The sequence below is a fragment of the Neorhodopirellula pilleata genome (genome assembly GCF_007859915.1).
GTDB lineage: Bacteria > Planctomycetota > Planctomycetia > Pirellulales > Pirellulaceae > Rhodopirellula > Rhodopirellula pilleata.
Map to the genome: position 1 here is coordinate 916,058 of NZ_SJPM01000002.1, position 17,547 is coordinate 933,604.

Genomic DNA, 17,547 nt, shown 5'->3' on the forward strand with positions numbered 1-17,547 from the left:
CGAGGATTGGCTCTAAGCAACTGCGCCATCTCGATTGCCGAACCGCGCCGGCGGGGCGGTTGCTTCGATAACGACCACCGGTTCGAGAACGCGGTATCGATGATCGGCACCTTCGGGAACCAACCAGGAATCCCCACTGGAGAGCTTGGCAGTTTGCCCATCGAGCTCCAGTTCCAACACTCCGCTAACGAGATAACCAACGGTTTCGTAATCACGGGCATGAATCGGTTCAAAGTCGCAGACGTTCTCGACCCATCGCCGCAGTGAGACCTGCTTTCCGGTGGCTAGGTACTCCTGTCCCATCTCTCCCCTCGAGGCTCCGCTTTGGGAAGTAATCTGAGGAATGTCCATCGTGTCGTCCTTCGTTGCTGATGTTTTGATTGTTTCGTCGGCGGAAGTCCATAGCCGGGCGATGCGGCATTGCAACTGGGCAATTGTCGTGCCGCAATGCGATACGCCGCACCGATTGTATGCACGATCGCGTTTTCGGCACGTCGATTGCTTACCCCTGCCATGCGTTTTAAAACTCGGGCGGTGGATTGAGGCGATCGGCGTGCATCGCGATCCCTGCCAATCCCCTCTGAAAGCGAACCGATGCGTGCTGTTGTCGTGATTCTGGTAATCCTCCTCATTCTCGGGCTGGTAGGTTGGATTCAATTCGGTTCACCCAATGGTGACCCTGGAATCCGCATCGATACCGAGAAAGTCGAGCAGGACACCTCCGAGATGGTTGAACAATCCAAGCGAGTCATTGGAGACACGGCCGAGAAAATAGATGAAAGCATTCAGCGAGAGACGATCACGGAGTAAGGAACCGTAATGCCTCGAATCACTCGACAAATTAGCACCGGCATTCCTGCCCTCGATGACGTGATGAACGGTGGCTTTACGGCGGATCGTCTGTCTCTCGTCGAAGGCTATCCCGGCACGGGGAAAACAACCTTGGCTTTGCAATTCCTGCTTGACGGAGCCAAAGCTGGAGAGCGTGGCTTGTATGTCACGCTGTCCGAAACGCGAGATGAGTTGCAAGAGATTGCTGCTTCGCACGGTTGGTCGCTTGACGGCATCGATATTCATGAACTTGTCGATCAAGAAGATCTGCATCAGAAACAGGCGCAGTACACCATGTTTGAACCGGCCGAGGTGGAGTTGGGCACTACCATTGACCGAATTCTGCGACGCGTGGAAACGCTCGGCCCACGTCGCGTCGTGTTTGACTCCTTGTCCGAGATGAGGTTGCTGGCCCAAGGGCCGCTCCGATATCGGCGGCAGGTGCTTGCGTTGAAACAGTTCTTTGTCGGTCGTGGTTGCACGACGCTATTGCTTGATGACAAATCCGGTGACGACCTGCACGACGATAACGATCAACATCTGCAAAGTATCGCTCATGGTGTCATTCGACTCGAACAAGAACTGAATCACTACGGAACAGAGCGACGTCACTTGCGAATCATCAAACACCGCGGCCGAGATTTTTTAGGTGGTCGCCATGATCTCGTGCTCCAGCAAGGTGGAATGAAGGTCTATCCGCGCAAGACGATTGAGTCGCTGATCTCCCAACCGACCGGCGAAACCGTTAGCAGCGGGAACGCAGAGTTAGACAAGCTAATCGGCGGGGGAATTCTTTCGGGAACCAGCACGTTGTTACTGGGTCCCGCCGGCGTCGGAAAATCGTCGACCGCGATGCAATTCTCTTGTGCCGCGGCCGATCGGGGAGAACGCGCGGTGTTCTTTGAATTCGAAGAAAGCCAGCACTCGATGTTGACCCGAGGCGATGGTTTGGGTTTTCCCATGCGTAAACATCTTGAATCCGGATTGATCGAGATCCGCCAGTTTGTTCCGGGAGAAACGACGCCGGCGGAATTCGGCGCGAAGGTACGTGAATCCATCCAACCCGACGATCAAGGACGTCGTGTTTCGGTCATCACGATCGACAGTTTGAACGGCTATCTCAATTCGATGCCTCACGAACAGTATCTCGTTATCCAGCTCAACGACATCTTGCAAAGCCTTAATCGATCAGGTGTCATCTCTTTCTTGATCGCGGCGCAGCACGGAATGATGGGACAATTGGTAAGGACACCCGTGGATGCGAGCTACTTAGCCGACAATGTCTTGTTGTTTCGTTACTTTGAAACGTTCGGCGAGATCCGGCAAGCAATTTCCATGGTAAAGAAACGCAGCGGTGCTCACGAACGAACAATCCGTGAATTCAATCTTAGCGATCGCGGAATCGAGATCGGCAACCCGCTGCGAGATTTCCATGGCGTGTTGACCGGCACGCCGAAGTACACCGGCGACGGTGAAAACTTGATCGATCGCCGAGGAGACGGTCGGTGAGTTCAGCCACCACCATCTTGGACGATTGCAACGATCCCGACAGCCATCGTGTGACGATCCTCGCGCCTACGCCTCATGACGCTGAAGTTTGTCGTAAAATTCTGCATGAAGAGAATGTTGCCGCCGAGTTTGTCTCGTCCATGCACAGCCTCGTCGCGCGAATTCGACAGGGAGCCGGCGTCGTCTTGATCGCTCAGGAGTTCTTGACCGGTGAATCACTCGAGTATCTTCGGATGGCGATGAGGTCGCAACCGTCATGGTCGGATGTTCCCATCGTTATTCTGCTCAACAGCCGGGAAAGCTCGTCGGAACAAATCGCGGACTGGCTGTCACTCGGTCATGTCACGCTGCTAGAACGTCCGCTGCGGATCGCCCTGTTCGTCAGCACATTGCGATCGAAGATGCGAGATCGTGAACGACAGTATGCGGTTCGCGAATTGTTACGACGCGCCGAAGAAGCGAACCGATCCAAGAGTGCGTTCTTGGCCAACATGTCACATGAGATCCGAACGCCGATGACCGCGATCCTCGGATATGCGGATCTGATGGAGGGTTTAATCGAAAACGAAGAAGCCATCGGTTACCTCAAAACGATCCGTCGCAACGGTGATTTTTTGCTCGCGATTATTAATGACATTTTGGATTTATCAAAGATCGAAGCGGGCAAGCTTGCCATCTCGAGCGAACCGTTCTCGCTGGTTGCCTTGCTCGACGACGTCAGCAGTATCTTGTCCGTCCGAGCGTCCGAGCGAGGCATCGATCTCATACTGGACTACCAAACGCCGATCCCCAAGTCGATCAAGAGTGATCCCAAACGACTCAAACAAATTCTCGTCAATTTGATCGGCAACGGCATTAAGTTCACTCCACAAGGCAGCGTATCGGTGACGGTTGACTACCAGACCGAATCGTCGTCTGCGGGCCGAGTTCGCAACGACAACGCTACGGGAACACTGCGCTTTCGCATTCGCGACACCGGCATCGGAATGAGCCGCGAACAACAACGTCGCTTGTTCAAGCCCTTTTCTCAAGGCGATGAAAGAGTCAATCGCCAATACGGGGGAACCGGATTGGGGCTGGCGATCAGTCGTCGTTTGGCGAATATGCTCGGTGGCGACATCGAAGTCGAAAGCGTCGAAGGGCAATTCAGTCAGTTCACTTTCTCGATCGCGACAACCGAGGTGGTACCCAGTTCCGCGAACCAGTCGCAACCATCCAATGGTTTGCCCAACGCCAATAGCCTTGATGACGAAGTTCGAATCGAAGGTCGGTTTTTGGTCGTTGACGATCGACGAGATATTCGCTTTCTATCCAAACGCTTTTTATCGTCGGCGGGCGCGACGGTGGAAGAAGCCGAAGACGGGCGAGCCGCCGTCGACTGGGTGCGGCAAGCCATGGTCGAGCGACGTGAACCGCGACTGATTCTCTTGGACATGCAGATGCCACGCATGGACGGATACCAAGCCGCCCGAGAACTCCGGCGGATGGGGTTTGCCGGTCCGATCATCGCACTGACCGCAGACGCCATGCAAGGCGATATGACAAAGTGTCTCCGGGCAGGTTGCAACGACTATCTGTCCAAGCCGATCGACAAGTCCGCGATGCTCCGCAAAGTATCCGATTTGTTGTTGGAATCGTCGACGTAAGAAGGCGACTACTCCAGCCCCAAACGCTGACGGGCTTCGTCGGCCCAAGGACTGCCGGGGGCGAGCTGCAGAAAGCGTTTCCAATGCTCGTCGGCCTCCGGTTGACGGTCGAGCTGATCGAGCAATCTGCCAAGGCTGTAATGAACATCCGGGTAATCGTCATGCAATGCGAGCGCGCCTCGATAGGCCGCGACCGCTAATTCGAGCTGACCGGTTTCGCTCAATACCCCCGCGAGACTCGAGCGAGCTTCCACGTAATCGGGGTCAACCTCGATGGCTGCATAATATCGTTCACGGGCGGCCAACGTTTCGCCCATGCGATACAGCAATTCGCCGATCTGAAAGTGCCATTCAGCGCGGGCTCCGTCACGCGCTAGCAAAGCGTGATAACAATCGATCGCGTAAGCCAAATCGCCATCGTCTTCAGCCGCGTAGGCGGACATCAATAAGTCATCTTCGGTCTCGTCCGCCGCTTCGCTCGGCGGAAATGCGAAAGGATCGGGGAAACGGATCGATATCGGATCGTCACTGGACCGAGTCGGCTCGCTCGATGACGCCGACTCAAGGCGGTCGAAATCAAAACGCAGTTGTCCGCCCGGTTCGATCAAGCCTTCGCCCTGACGCAATAGCACGTGTTTGCCTTCGACCAAGATCGAAAGTTGATCGAGCGGACGACGGAGCTCGGGGACAATCTCAATCAGTTGGATCAATCGTCGCTCGATCGCCTCAGGACTCGCCCCCGACGCTACCCATTGGGCCAAGCGCCGGGCCGTTGCGACTTCTTGAAAATCGAAATAGGGCAAACGATGCAAGGTGCGAACCGGTTGAATCAGTCCTCGCCGGTGCCACCGCCTGATCACGCGAACGGAAACACCGAGCAAGTGCGCCAGCATCGCCGGTGTATGAAGTTTGCGAACGGAGTTCTCGGCGTCAACCAACCCCAATCGTTGCCACAAATCCGTTTCGTGCAGAATTTGCGTTTGGCCGATTTGTAGCCGACGCCGACTGGCCTCTTCGATCAATTCGGCCTCGGCCAATGGGGATTCCTCGGCACCAATCACGATCCAATCCACCGGAGCGGTTTCCGACTCAACGATCACTGCGCCGTACGAACGCAGTAAGTTCCCGGCTTCCCGACGGCTCATTCCGCCCAGACGGCCGACCAGGGTGATCCGGCGACCGGCCAAGGTCTCTTCGTCCGGAGTCTGCCTCGCATTGCGGTACTCCGAGATCGCATCATGCAGGGTCAAGACATCGACGGTTTCGCCGTCAGACGCGTCATCGAAATGGAGGTCCATGTCGTCTTCCGAACCCGATTCGTTCATCACGTCCAACTCTTTCGGCTATGAATGGATTCGGACTTTCAGAAAAGGCGTTGATAGCAAGCAAAGAACAGTCCCGCGTGAGCGATTAGCAAAACCGATGCCGGGATCGGTCGCGACGAGAACAGTCCGACGATTGCCAGGGCGCACCCGAGCGCCGTGACGAGGACTCCGCCGCCGGGGAAGTATTGATAGCAAGCGAGCGAGAAAATAGCCACCCACGCCGACGCCCAAATGGCCGAACGAAGGACTCCCCATTCGGGATCCAAGACGTCGTTGGCTCGTATTTCGACGGCTCGAAAAGCGATCGTCGCGTCAGCTTGAACTGCATTGCCGAGCGTTTCGCCTGCCGGCATCGATTGCGCGAACGGACTGCCTTTGCGAACCGTATCGTCTCGGGGCGTGTCAGCAGGTTCGGTCACGATGAGTGTTCTTCGTTGGGTAAGCTAGGTTGAACAACATATCAAACGTCAGTGCCACAAAACGTGGAGCGGAATCGCCGATTTCGTGAGGTTGAATCTTGTTCATTCGAAACTTGCCCAGCTATCCTAGTGGTCTGGGGCAGATCAACATTCTACGCGATGTTCCTTGTTTGCGGGGCCGCCGGGTGCTCTTCCGTTCGAATCTTCCATTGGTTTCAAGATGCCGCTTTCATTCGTTTTCAGTCGAACCCGCTCGCCTCGCGTCTTGCTCGCCGTTTACCTGTTGGGAGTGAACATCGTCGGAGGCGTTTCGCCAAGTCTATCCGTCGCTGCCGACGTTGCCAGCGTCAAGCGTACCGCCGCGACTCCTCAGATTTCGGAATCGTCCGACGAGCCGATGGAGTCCATGTCGGCCATCCGACTACCCCCGAATTGGTCGATCGATTTGTTCGCCGCCGAACCGGACGTCGCCAACGTAGTCGCCTTCGACGTCGATCACCAAGGTCGCCTTTATGTTTGCGAAACCTTCCGTCAAAACCGCGGCGTTACCGACAATCGGGCTCACGACGAGAAATGGTTGCTCGCTGATTTAGCGGCCGAAACGGTCCAAGATCGCATCGACTATCACAAGCGTTTGCTCGGCGACGGCGCGAACGCCTTTGCTCAACAGGAAGACCGAATCCGTCGGATCGTGGACACCGACGGCGACGGTTCGGCCGACGAAAGCACGGTGTTCGCCGATGGATTCAACTCGCTCGAAGAAGGCACGGGCGCCGGCGTGCTCGCCCACCGAGGTAAGGTCTATTACACCTGCATTCCTAAATTGTGGCAGTTCACCGATCCCGACGGGGACGGAGTTGCGGATGAGCGAACGATTCTCTCGGATGGCTATGGGGTGCGCGTCGCCTTCCGCGGTCACGACTTACACGGCGTGACGGTCGGGTACGACGGGCGTTTGTATTTTTCGATCGGCGATCGAGGCTTTTACGTTATCAACAAAGAAGGCGAAACGCTGGCCAATCCCGCCGAAGGAGCCGTGTTTCGATGCGAACTCGATGGCACCGGTTTGGAGGTTTTCGCCCACGGACTTCGCAACCCGCAGGAACTCGACTTCAACGACTACGGCGATTGGTTCACCGTCGACAACAATTCCGACAGCGGAGACAAGGCCCGCATCGTCCATCTGCTCGAACACGGCGACAGCGGTTGGCGAATGCACTATCAATACCTGCCCGATCGTGGTCCCTTCAATCGACAAAAGATCTGGGAACCGCACCACAACGAACGGCCCGCTCATTTGATTCCTCCGGTCGCGAACTTTACTGACGGGCCTTCGGGATTGGCCTACTATCCCGGCACCGGATTCGGCGATGAACTCAACGATCGATTTCTGATCTGTGATTTTCGTGGCGGCCCGAGCAACAGTGGCATCCGTTCGTTCCAGCTACAAAATGACGGCGCGTTTTATCAGCTCGCCGCGGACGCCCAACCGATCTGGAGTGTGCTCGCCACCGATATTGCGTTCGGGCCCGGAGGGGAATTGTTCGTCAGCGATTGGGTCAACGGCTGGGACGGATTGGGCAAAGCGAGAATCTACCGGATCACCGATCCCGCAGCTCAACAAGAACCGATCGTCGAAGAAGTCAAACGATTGCTCGCTTCGGACGTTTCGCAAATCGAGGTCGCTGCGCTGACTGAACACTTACGGCACGCGGATCGGCGAGTCCGTTTGATGTCGCAGTGGGAACTGGCGATCCGAGGCGAAGCCGACGCGTTGGTCGGCGTGATGAAGAATTTAGAGATTAAACCGCGATTTCGGTTGCACGGTTTCTGGGGTGCCGAACACGCGGCAAGACTTCAGCCCACGTTACGACCAGCCGTCGTGGCAGCCGCTCGTGAGCTGCTCGACGACCCGAGTGAGTGGATTCGCGCGGCCGCCTGCTCGCTGCTCGGTGATCAGAAAGATGGCGATTCGGTCGTCAAGCTGATTCAAAAGGTCAACGACGAAAACGCTCGCGTTGCTTACTTTGCCACCATGGCTTTGTCGGAACTGATCCAAGCCGACACGTCGGCATCGGACTCGGTGACCTCCCAAGCGTTCGTGTCGGTCGTCGCGATGACCGCCCGCAATGCCAACGCAGACCCCGCTTTGCGACATGCGGCGATCCGATTCATGACCGAGTCGGTTCGTGAATCCGATTTGGTCGACCTGCGAACTCATGAAAGTGTCGACGTGCGCCGCGCCGCCGTTGCCGCCCTTCGAGGCAAGCACAGCGAACAGATCGCCGAGTACCTCTCCGATTCATCTGCGTTGGTTGCTACCGAAGCCGCCATGGCGATTCACGACGAACCGATTCCGGCGGCCGAGGATAGCTTGGTTGAACTACTCAGTTCCAAGGATCTTCCGCTCGACTCCGATCCGCTGCTGCGACGGGTACTCTCGGCGGCCTACCGGATCGGCACTCCCTCCGCAGCAGCGTCCGTTGCCGGGTTTGCGGCGTCGGACTTATCGCCGAAATGGGCTCGGATCGAGGCCATCGATCTGCTCGGTCATTGGGCGGATCCCGATCCAAGATGTCGCGTGACGAACGAGTTTCGACCGCTCCCTCCGCGGCCCGCACCGGCGCAGGGCACGACCGAACCGGTTGCCAAAGCCGCCCTTTCCGCTCGCATCGACGAACTCATGCTCGCGGGCGACGAAGTCCGCGAGAAAGTCATCGACGTTGCTTCCAAACTGGGAATCTCCAAGATCACGCCGAACCTGATCGCCCGTTTCGAAAAGGCTAACGCGCGTCCCGAAGCGCGAGCTTCCGCGTTGACCGCAATCGGTCGATTGAGCCCCGCCGAAGCCATCGCACTGGCGAAAAAAGTTGATGGACAGCAACCGGTTAAAGTCATTTTGGCCAGCCTGGATGTTTTGGGGCGTCTCGACGCGAAGCAATCGGTCGAGCGTATCGTCGATGCCACCAAGAGCGAAAGCCAATCCGTTCGTGGTCTTGCTTGGGACTTGCTCGCTGAGAATAGTTCGCCGCTCGCGGTGGAAACGATCTCAGCCGGTTTCAAGGACTATCTATCCGATACACTGCCGACGGATGTGCGTTTGAACGTTGCCGAAGCGGTTCGGAAACGATTGCCGCAATCAACCATCGACGATCTGCTCGACTATCAAGCGAAAAAGCAAACCAGCGAGCCGCTTGCGAAATGGTACGACTCCTTGCACGGCGGAGACGCAGAGGCAGGAAAGAAGGTCTTTTTCGAGAAAACCGAGCTATCCTGCGTTCGATGCCATAAAGTCGACCGAGCCGGCGGCGAAGTGGGCCCGAACTTGACCGTGATCGGCAAGACCCGCGATCGCCGCACGTTGCTCGAAGCAATCTGTTTGCCCGACGCGAAGATCGCCGAAGGGTTCGAAACCGCCGTGATCGCCGACGAAGACGGCCAAGTCTACACGGGAATCGTCGCCAGCGAGAACGAAGAGTTCGTCGACCTGATCGCCGCCGACGGCACACGGTCGTCGATCGACAAAGAGCTGATCATCGCCCGCAAGAAAGGCAAATCATCGATGCCTGCAGGACTCGTCGATCAGATGACTCCACGCCAACTCCGCGACCTCGTCGCGTATCTCGCGAGTCTTCAAGTCGACCCGAGAGCGACCACCGAGGTGGAATAGGTGCATGGATTGGGCTAGTGCTTTGTCTAGATTCAACATTAGGGTTGGCAACATTAGCCGTTTGGGCGCTAGCGGGTGTTGATTTAATCGTAACCCGAAGCGTTAGCGAGGGATTGAGCGCCATTAAATCCTTTGTAGGTATCCCTCGCTCACGCTTCGGGTTACGATGCAAACTAAATCAACAGCCCGCTAGCCCCGGTTTTTTGCGACGGAACCGTGGCTAGCGGGCTGTTGATTTAGTGCACGATTGGGCGTTTTCGTTTAACGGCAAGCCGCAGGCGTCTGCGTTCTCAAGCTCTGTCGCCTGCGGCTTGCCGTTAAACGATTAAATCAACAGCCCGCTAGCGCCAAAACGGCTAATCCTAAAATTAAAGTTGGACAAAGCACTAGGCAAACGGACGGGCCGTTGGCCCCAAAACTATGAAGATTCAAGGGATCTCCGCCGGGTTTGCCCCGGCGGGATCACAACTGCAAGCTACAACGTTACGCCTGCCTGCGAAACTCTTAACGAGTTTCGCTACCTTAAAAATTAAGCTTTACCGACCTAGCGAGCGCCGGCCAGTTCAGCTTTCTTCTTCATCGCGATGATGTCTTCTTGGATGTTCGATGGAGTTTGGCGATAAGCACAAAGTTCCATCGTGAACGTTCCTTGACCTTGAGTCATCGAGCGAAGGTCGGTGGCATAACCGAAGGTTTCAGCCAATGGAACTTCGGCCCGAATGATCGTCATGCCTTCATTGGTATCGTTGCTGGTCATCAGACCACGACGACGAATCACGTCACCGGTAACGGTACCTTGGAAGTTTTCGGGACATTCAATTTCGACGTTCATGATCGGCTCGAGCAGCTTTGGTGCGGCTTGCTTGAAGTACTCGCGGAAACAACCTTGGGCGGCGGTGTAGAACGCCTTTTCGCTCGAGTCGACGTCGTGGTAGCTGCCGTCGAGCAATTCGATCCGGGTTCCCACCACGGGGTATTCCGCGACGGGGCCTTTGCCCAAGATGTCACGGAAGCCTTTTTCCACGGCTGGAATGTACTGCTTGGGAATCCGGCCGCCGACGACCTTCTCTTCGAACTCAAAGCTATCTTCGCTATCCGAGGCGATCGGGATCAACTTGCCGACGATGTGAGCGTACTGGCCCGAACCACCGGTTTGCTTCTTGTGCTTGTAGTTGAACTCGACTTCGCGGGTCGGGCTTTCTCGATAAGAAACCTTCGGTGCACCGACTTCGATCTCGACGCCGTATTCACGACGAATTCGTTCGATATAAATATCCAAGTGCAACTCACCCATTCCCGAGATCAAAATCTCGTTGGTTTCTTCGTCGGTTTCGACGCGGAACGTCGGGTCTTCCTTGCGGAAACGTTGCAACGCTTTGCTCATCTTATCGCCGTCGCCACGGTTCATCGGATTGACCGCAATCTTGATCACCGGCTCAGGCACGAACATCGATTCGAGCGTGCAGTAATCGCGTTCGTTGCCATAAGTATCCCCGGAGGCACAATCGATGCCCATCACGGCGACAATGTCACCGGCCGATGCTTCGTCGATTTCTTCGCGCTTTTCGCTGTGCATCCGCACAATGCGGCTGAAGCGTTCCTTCTTTCCGGTTCGTTGGTTGGTGTAGGCTTCACCCTTCTTGATGCTGCCTTGATAGACTCGCATGAAAGTCAACTGACCGAACGGGTCTTCGACGATCTTGAACGCCATGCCCACGAACGGCTTATCGGCATCGGGGTAGAGTGGCATCTTGTTGGCTTCGTCGGCCGGGTCGCGACCATGGATCTCACGATCGAGCGGACTGGGCAGATACTGCGTGACCGCGTCGAGCAAAGGTTGAACGCCTTTGTTCTTGAATGCACTGCCCATGTAGACCGGAGTTGCACCGTTGAGAACGGCTTGACGCATGACCTTGTAAATCATGGCCTTGGGCACTTCCTCTTCGCTGAGCAACAGTTCCATGACTTCGTCGCTGTAGTTCGATAGCGAGTCCAACATGGCCACGCGTGCTTCTTCAGCTTCGTCTTGCAAGTCGGCGGGAATCGCACTGGTGACGACCTTCTCGCCTTGGTCGCCCTCGAATGTGTAGGCCTCCATTTCGATCAGGTCGACGACGCCACGGAAGTTTTCTTCCGCACCGATTGGGATTTGGGCCATGAAGGCGTCCGCCCCGAGTTTATTGCGAAGCTGCTCGACGACGCGACGGGGATTGGCACCCGTTCGGTCCATCTTATTGATGAACGCCAAACGAGGAATCTGGTAGCGTTTCATTTGGCGGTCGACGGTGATCGATTGGCTCTGCACGCCACCGACGCTGCACAATACGAGCACGGCTCCGTCGAGAACCCGCAACGAACGTTCGACTTCGACGGTGAAGTCCACGTGGCCGGGTGTGTCGATCAAGTTGATGTGGAAACCCTTGTGCTGGACGCTCGTGGCGGCGCTGGTGATCGTGATCCCACGTTCTTTTTCGAGTTCCATGTGGTCCATCGTCGCTCCGTCCCCGCCACCGCGAACGTCTTCGATTTTGTGAATTCGACCGCTATAAAACAGGATTCGTTCGCTCAGCGTGGTCTTCCCCGAGTCGATGTGGGCGCTGATACCGATGTTTCGGACTTTCTCCAGTTTCATTCTTCTTTACCTAGGCTGACGTACACGCTCGACCAATGAATCGCCGGGATGCGACAAACGTGTGCATCTCAAAAAACCGGCAGGTTCGGAGGCGAAATGCCTCGATCGTAAGGGTGTGGATGGGGTAAGATTTCGCGTGCGCGAAGCGGAAAATATCGCAAAGGACCGCCCAATCGGGAAGCCCAAAACGACGATTCACACGACTTGGGGGCATTTTTTGAACCAAACAGGTGCCAAACTGGTGCCGAATCTGGCCAACGGCCCCTCTCACACACGGGATCTTCATTTGATTCAGACGGAACAAGCTGATGCCGAGTTCAGCCGGGAGCGTTTGCTTTCGGACGATGAGATCCCTTCGCCGCTGCGTGCTTTGGTCCGTATGGCGCGGGATTGGTTCGCGAATCTCGAACAGGCTCCCCTCGCGGTCGTCCTAGGCAGTGGACTGGGTGGTTTGGCGGACGCGATCATCGACCCGATCGCGGTCGGCTATCACCAGATCCCCGGCCTAGCTCGATCGACCGCGTCAGGACATCGGGGCGAGTTTTTACTGGGCCGTTTGGAGAACATGCCGATCATCGCGATGGCGGGGCGGCTGCACGCCTACGAAGGTCATTCGATTGAGGCGTTGACCCGACCGATGGCGATCATGGCCGCGATGCGGCCCCGTGCCGTTGTGGTCAGTTGTGCCGCCGGTGGCCTGAATCCGCGATACGAAACCGGCGATTTGGTGATCATCGACGAGCATCTCAGCCTTCTGCACGGCAAGATTGGGCTGGGTGGCGTGCCGCTCGGCGAGCCTCATTCGCTTCACCGATCCGGTCGTCCGACGTGTGACGAATCGCTCGCTGTTTTGGCCGAACAAACGGCGTGGAAGGCCGATTTTCGTTTGCACCGGGGCAGTTATCTCGCCGTCACCGGTCCGAACTACGAAACCCGCGCTGAGTGCCGGATGATGCGTTCGTGGGGATTTGACCTGATCGGAATGAGCACCGTCCCCGAAGTCGTTCTGGCTAGTTCGGCCGGATTGCCGACGTTGGCGATCGGTATTGTCACAAACATGGCGGTGCCCGATGCTGCCCAAACGGCCAGTCACGAGGACGTCCTTGCGGTTTCCTCCGCGGCCGGAGACCGTTTGGAACAAATCGTTCGGGCCATCGCCCGCGACAATATATCGACCTTCGCCCCAGCCGGATGCCCCAGCGAGACGACAACATGACGACCGAAATCCAAACTCCCGATTTGACGCTCGATGTCAGCCAGATGACCAACGAGCAAATCCGCTCGGCGATCTCGGGTTTGCCGGCTCCCGAAGCTGTTCGCCTGAACGATTCGGCGTCGGGCGAAGAATGTCCGCCGCCGCTGGTCGAATTAGCGGGGCTAAACCATCAAGCCGCGATGTGCATGAGGATCACGCAGGCGGTTCGCATTCACGGCAAAGGACACTTGGGCGACTTTGCCTTTGCCTGGTGCGATGCGGCCGACGTGCATCTCGAAGGCAGCGTCGGCGACGGTGCCTGCGAAGGCATGACGGGCGGAAGGGTGCGAATTACGGGAAATGCCAAGTGTGGCCTGGGGGCGGCGATGACCGGCGGGACCTTGGCGGTCTACGGCTCAGCCGGTCCGCGGGTGGGCGCGGCGATGCGCGGCGGCAGCATCTTCGTGCGCGGTGACGTCGGTGAAGATACCGGTGCGGGCGCGCTCGGAGGCACGATCGTCGTCGGCGGGGATGCGGGCATGAACTTAGGTGACGGACTCAATAACGTGACGGTGTTCTTGCGCGGCAAAGCCGAATCGTTGGCCCCGGGCGTCATCCAAGCCCCGCTTCGAAAACGCGAGGAAGTTCGTTTGGGATTGCTGTTGATGAACGCATCGATCCGTGGCAAGCCGTCGGATTTCCGCCGAATCATTCCCGCCGCCCGCTGGCAAGCCGAGGAAGCCGGCGCGGGTGAAGTCCGCCCCAATTGGCGGTAACGAAAGTCGCCAAGACTTTCGGTGACCCAATGGCTGGATCGAAATTCTCTCGTCGTTTCGCTATCTGCGAAATCAATCTGGTTAAATCACAACTCCAATCTTTTCAAACAATTCATTCATGAGACTTGGCAATACGGCGGCGGCGATCGCCTTGCTGCTGATCACGCTATTGGTTTACCTCCCTGCGATCGGTGGTGGATTCATTTGGGATGACGATGATTACGTCACCGAAAACCCGACGCTGCACGACTTGTCCGGATTGAAAGCGATTTGGTTCGATCCTTCGGCGACGCCACAATATTACCCTTTGGTCCATTCGTCGTTTTGGATCGAGAATCATTTGTGGGGACTTCATCCGCTCGGCTATCACCTCGTCAACGTGTTGATCCACGCGGCCAACGCGTTGTTGCTTTGGCGACTGTTGGTTTGGCTCGGCGTGCCCGTCGCGGGGTTGATTGCCATGATCTTTGCAGTGCATCCGGTTCATGTCGAATCGGTCGCTTGGATCACCGAGCGAAAGAACGTCTTGTCTGGCTTGTTTTACCTGTCGGCGGCTTGGTGCTTTTTGAACTTTCGTGATTTCACTCGCTCGGAAGATTCACCTTCTTCGGATCGATGGCGATGGTACGCGGGCTCATTGGCGTGTTTCATCGGAGCATTGTTGAGCAAAACCGTTGCGGCAACGTTTCCGGCAGCCCTGTTGGTTATGATTTGGTGGAAGCGAGGACAGATACGAGCATCACATGTCATTGGCTTGGCCCCGTTTTTTGTATTGGGGATCACACTCGGCTTGCTTACCGTTTGGTTAGAAAAGAACCAAGTCGGTGCGAGCGGAATTGATTGGGAACTGAGCTTCCTGGAACGATGCCTGATCGCCGGTCGCGCGTTGTGGTTTTATGCCGGAAAGTTAATTTGGCCGGCGCCGCTGATTTTTAGCTATCAACGCTGGGACATCGATCTGTCGCAGACTTGGCAGTGGTTATTCCCGATCGCCGCCATCGGCGTCATGCTGGCATTGTTCGGATTGCGGCATCGAGTCGGACGTGGTCCACTCGCGGCCGTGCTGTTCTTTGCCGGTACGTTGTTTCCCGCATTGGGTTTTTTCGACGTTTATCCGATGCGTTTTTCGTTCGTAGCCGATCACTTTCAATACCTCGCCAGCATCGGCGTGATCTCACTCGTCGTCGTGACGGGGAACGTGCTTTTCGCGCGTTGGTTTGGGAAATCGTCCCGAGTTCAAACAGGCGCTGCGGTGGTCGTGGTGTCGTGCCTTGGAACACTGACATGGCAACAGGGACGGGTCTATCATGACGTCGAAACGCTATGGCGGGATACGCTGGCCAAAAACCCGACTTCATTTTTGGCCCACAACAATCTTGGGGCAATTTTGAATCGGCGAGGCGAATTTATCGAAGCCGAATCGCATTTAAGACAGGCCGTCGCATTGAAGCCAGGGTTCGCCGATTCGGTCGTGAATTTAGCCAAAGCTCGCGAAGGCCAAAGTGACTTCGGCGAAGCCTTGACGCTCTACGAAGAAGCCACGCGGATCAGTCCCGGCTTGGCGGTGGCTTGGAACGGATTGGGTGCCACCTATGGCATGAAGGGCGATTTCGGGGCGTCCGAAAAAGCGTTGCTGCAGGCATTGAAGCTTGATCGTAGCTACGCGCAGACCCACTCCAATCTCGCAACGCTCTACGCCAGCCAAGGTCGTTTTGAAGAAGCCGTTGCCGGTTATCAAGCAGCGATCGAGCTGGATGCCGAGTTGATCGAGGTAAGAGAGAACTTGGCGCGCGTGTTGATGTCGTTGAACCGACCCGCGGAAGCGCAAACGCAATGGCAAGAAGTTTTGCAACGCAGCCCGAAAAACACAGTGGCGATGTTGAATCTGGGCGTCATCGCGGCGGGGGACCAACGTCTCCAAACTGCCGCGAATTATTTCGAACAAGTCATCGAAATCGATCGCAAGAACCTGAAAGCAATTTACAACGCGGCCGTCATGCATGAACAGTTAGGCAACGCCAACAAGGCGAACCAATACTTCGGCATGTATGAGCTACTGCAACCATCGTCCACCTCTGATGCGACTCAAAGTTCCAATGAATGATGCTTGGTTTGATTTTCATCACACAGTCACGATAGACGAGGTCGATGCACAGCAGCACGTACACAATTTACGTTATCTGCAATGGACGTTGTGGGCGGCCCGGGATCACAACGCGGCGATCGGATGGGACGCTCAAGCGGCACTCGAGGCTGGATTCGGCTGGGTCGTTCGTGATCACGAAATCACCTACCGAGTCGCGGCGGTCGCCCATGATGAGATTGTCGTGCGGACTTGGATCAGTCAAACCAATCGTTACGCATGCGTTCGGAACGCAATGATTTATCGGCCTAGCGATAAGCGATTGTTGTCCAAAGCCAGTACCCGATGGGTCTACATCGATTTAAAACGCCATCGTGCGTTGGAGGTGCCCAAACTCGCGATCGAAGGTTACCAAATATGCGAGAAGATACCGCCAGCTCCCTGGTAAGAATCGGCTCAGCGAAGCTTGACCGCTTCGTCTCCGATTTCCGACGCGATCATCGGAGGCACTTCGTCGCCTGGGACCAAACCTTCTCCCGGCAACATACCCGAGGCACCACCGCCACCGATCGACTGCAGCACCGGCCAGCCGTTATCAAACCTGGTTTCGGCCGTGTAATCGACCGGCGGTCGATCGAACGACTTGGGCGGCGACCCCGTCAGCGAGCGGCCAAATTTGAGTAGTTTGGAGCCTGCCAAGCGAGTTTCTTTCCGAATCGATCCGGCCTGGAACGGCCCAACCCCCATTACCCACGTATCGCGGGCGGTCGATCTGGATTGACTGATGCCCGACTGCCAAATCGCTTTGCGGGATTCTCGTTCATAGGCGAACGCCGCGATCTTGGCAGCACCTTCTCGGGCATCCCGTCGCGCCACCGCGATCTCAGGCACATTCGGGATTTGTGGGGCGCTGCTGATCAACGAAGCGGCTGATCCGATCGCGTTGTTTTCAGGGACCCCAAAGGTCACCCGGTGGTCATCAGCGCCGAGAGTTCCGATGCGGGCTTCGATGATGATGTCCGCGTTATTGCTGCTTTCTTGCAACAGACAACCCGCCGCCATGATTTGTTGCCGCAGCGCGCTGGTGACGTACTCTGCGTTAACGAAAGAGGTGCTTTTGACCGTACGCAAGTAGCTTTCGTCCAGGAAAACCTTCTCGCCGCTTAGCGGCCGAAAGTCGATCGTTGAAACGCTACGGTCGACCGCATCCGATAATAGCAATTGCTCGGTCGCTTGGTGTTCACGCGTCGTGCCGCAACCGATCGCCAAGACGGCGAAAGTGCCTAGCGATAGGAGCACGAAGCGATACCAATTCACGGGACAGCCAAGACAAATCAATAGGTGGGCGAGGGAGGCAGGAAGTTGCTCGATACCAAACCTTGTGGTCCCCGGACAAGATCAACCCCGTCCACCCTTGAGCGAGCCAAGTGACGGACGAATGCACGAGTCGCAAAGCGACGG

General features: G+C 56.5%; 13 protein-coding genes. 8 read left to right on the forward strand and 5 right to left on the reverse strand.

The window, feature by feature from the left end; all coding sequences use genetic code 11:
• Positions 1 to 12: 12 nt before the first annotated feature.
• Positions 13 to 426, reverse strand: a complete 414-nt coding sequence (locus Pla100_RS08475) for a cupin domain-containing protein (RefSeq protein WP_231602844.1) — start codon at positions 424 to 426, stop codon at positions 13 to 15.
• Between the two features lie 168 nt (positions 427 to 594).
• On the opposite strand from Pla100_RS08475, the gene Pla100_RS08480 reads away from it, so the two are divergent.
• Genes Pla100_RS08480 through Pla100_RS08490 form a run of 3 tightly spaced genes read left to right on the forward strand, consistent with a single transcriptional unit; the run spans position 595 to position 3,986 of the window.
• On the forward strand, positions 595 to 810 hold the full coding sequence (locus Pla100_RS08480) for a hypothetical protein (protein WP_146577196.1): 216 nt from the start codon (positions 595 to 597) through the stop codon (positions 808 to 810).
• 9 nt (positions 811 to 819) lie between these two features.
• Positions 820 to 2,340 carry an ATPase domain-containing protein gene (locus tag Pla100_RS08485; RefSeq protein ID WP_146577197.1) on the forward strand — a complete coding sequence of 507 codons (1,521 nt, stop codon included), beginning with the start codon at positions 820 to 822 and terminating at the stop codon, positions 2,338 to 2,340.
• On the forward strand, positions 2,337 to 3,986 hold the full coding sequence (locus Pla100_RS08490) for a response regulator (RefSeq protein WP_231602845.1): 1,650 nt from the start codon (positions 2,337 to 2,339) through the stop codon (positions 3,984 to 3,986). The genes Pla100_RS08485 and Pla100_RS08490 overlap by 4 nt, the downstream gene beginning before the upstream one ends.
• 8 nt (positions 3,987 to 3,994) lie before the next feature.
• Here Pla100_RS08490 and Pla100_RS08495 read toward each other — a convergent pair whose 3' ends face one another.
• Together Pla100_RS08495 and Pla100_RS30440 are read right to left on the reverse strand one after the other, a co-directional pair.
• Positions 3,995 to 5,311, reverse strand: a complete 1,317-nt coding sequence (locus Pla100_RS08495) for a tetratricopeptide repeat protein (protein WP_146577198.1) — start codon at positions 5,309 to 5,311, stop codon at positions 3,995 to 3,997.
• A gap of 38 nt (positions 5,312 to 5,349) precedes the next feature.
• Positions 5,350 to 5,730, reverse strand: a complete 381-nt coding sequence (locus Pla100_RS30440; protein ID WP_197167774.1) for a hypothetical protein — start codon at positions 5,728 to 5,730, stop codon at positions 5,350 to 5,352.
• A gap of 220 nt (positions 5,731 to 5,950) precedes the next feature.
• Here Pla100_RS30440 and Pla100_RS08505 point away from each other — a divergent pair, with 220 nt between their 5' ends.
• Positions 5,951 to 9,400 (forward strand): PVC-type heme-binding CxxCH protein, encoded by a 3,450-nt coding sequence (locus Pla100_RS08505; RefSeq protein WP_146577199.1) that lies wholly within the window; start codon positions 5,951 to 5,953, stop codon positions 9,398 to 9,400.
• A 544-nt stretch (positions 9,401 to 9,944) separates the two neighbouring features.
• Here the strand turns inward: Pla100_RS08505 and fusA are convergent.
• Entirely contained in the window at positions 9,945 to 12,032 is a 2,088-nt protein-coding gene (gene fusA, locus Pla100_RS08510; RefSeq protein WP_146577200.1) for an elongation factor G, read from the reverse strand.
• A 217-nt stretch (positions 12,033 to 12,249) separates the two neighbouring features.
• Between fusA and Pla100_RS08515 the strand changes: the two genes are divergently transcribed.
• From Pla100_RS08515 to Pla100_RS08530, 4 genes are all read left to right on the forward strand, one after another.
• Entirely contained in the window at positions 12,250 to 13,248 is a 999-nt protein-coding gene (locus Pla100_RS08515; protein ID WP_231602846.1) for a purine-nucleoside phosphorylase, read from the forward strand.
• Entirely contained in the window at positions 13,245 to 14,003 is a 759-nt protein-coding gene (locus Pla100_RS08520; RefSeq protein ID WP_146577201.1) for a tributyrin esterase, read from the forward strand. The genes Pla100_RS08515 and Pla100_RS08520 overlap by 4 nt, the downstream gene beginning before the upstream one ends.
• 118 nt (positions 14,004 to 14,121) lie before the next feature.
• On the forward strand, positions 14,122 to 16,107 hold the full coding sequence (locus Pla100_RS08525) for a tetratricopeptide repeat protein (RefSeq protein ID WP_146577202.1): 1,986 nt from the start codon (positions 14,122 to 14,124) through the stop codon (positions 16,105 to 16,107).
• Entirely contained in the window at positions 16,100 to 16,534 is a 435-nt protein-coding gene (locus Pla100_RS08530) for an acyl-CoA thioesterase (protein ID WP_146577203.1), read from the forward strand. The genes Pla100_RS08525 and Pla100_RS08530 overlap by 8 nt, the downstream gene beginning before the upstream one ends.
• An 8-nt stretch (positions 16,535 to 16,542) precedes the next feature.
• On the opposite strand, the gene Pla100_RS08535 is transcribed toward Pla100_RS08530, so the two are convergent.
• Positions 16,543 to 17,385 carry a DUF6655 family protein gene (locus Pla100_RS08535; protein ID WP_231602847.1) on the reverse strand — a complete coding sequence of 281 codons (843 nt, stop codon included), beginning with the start codon at positions 17,383 to 17,385 and terminating at the stop codon, positions 16,543 to 16,545.
• Between the last annotated feature and the right edge of the window lie 162 nt (positions 17,386 to 17,547).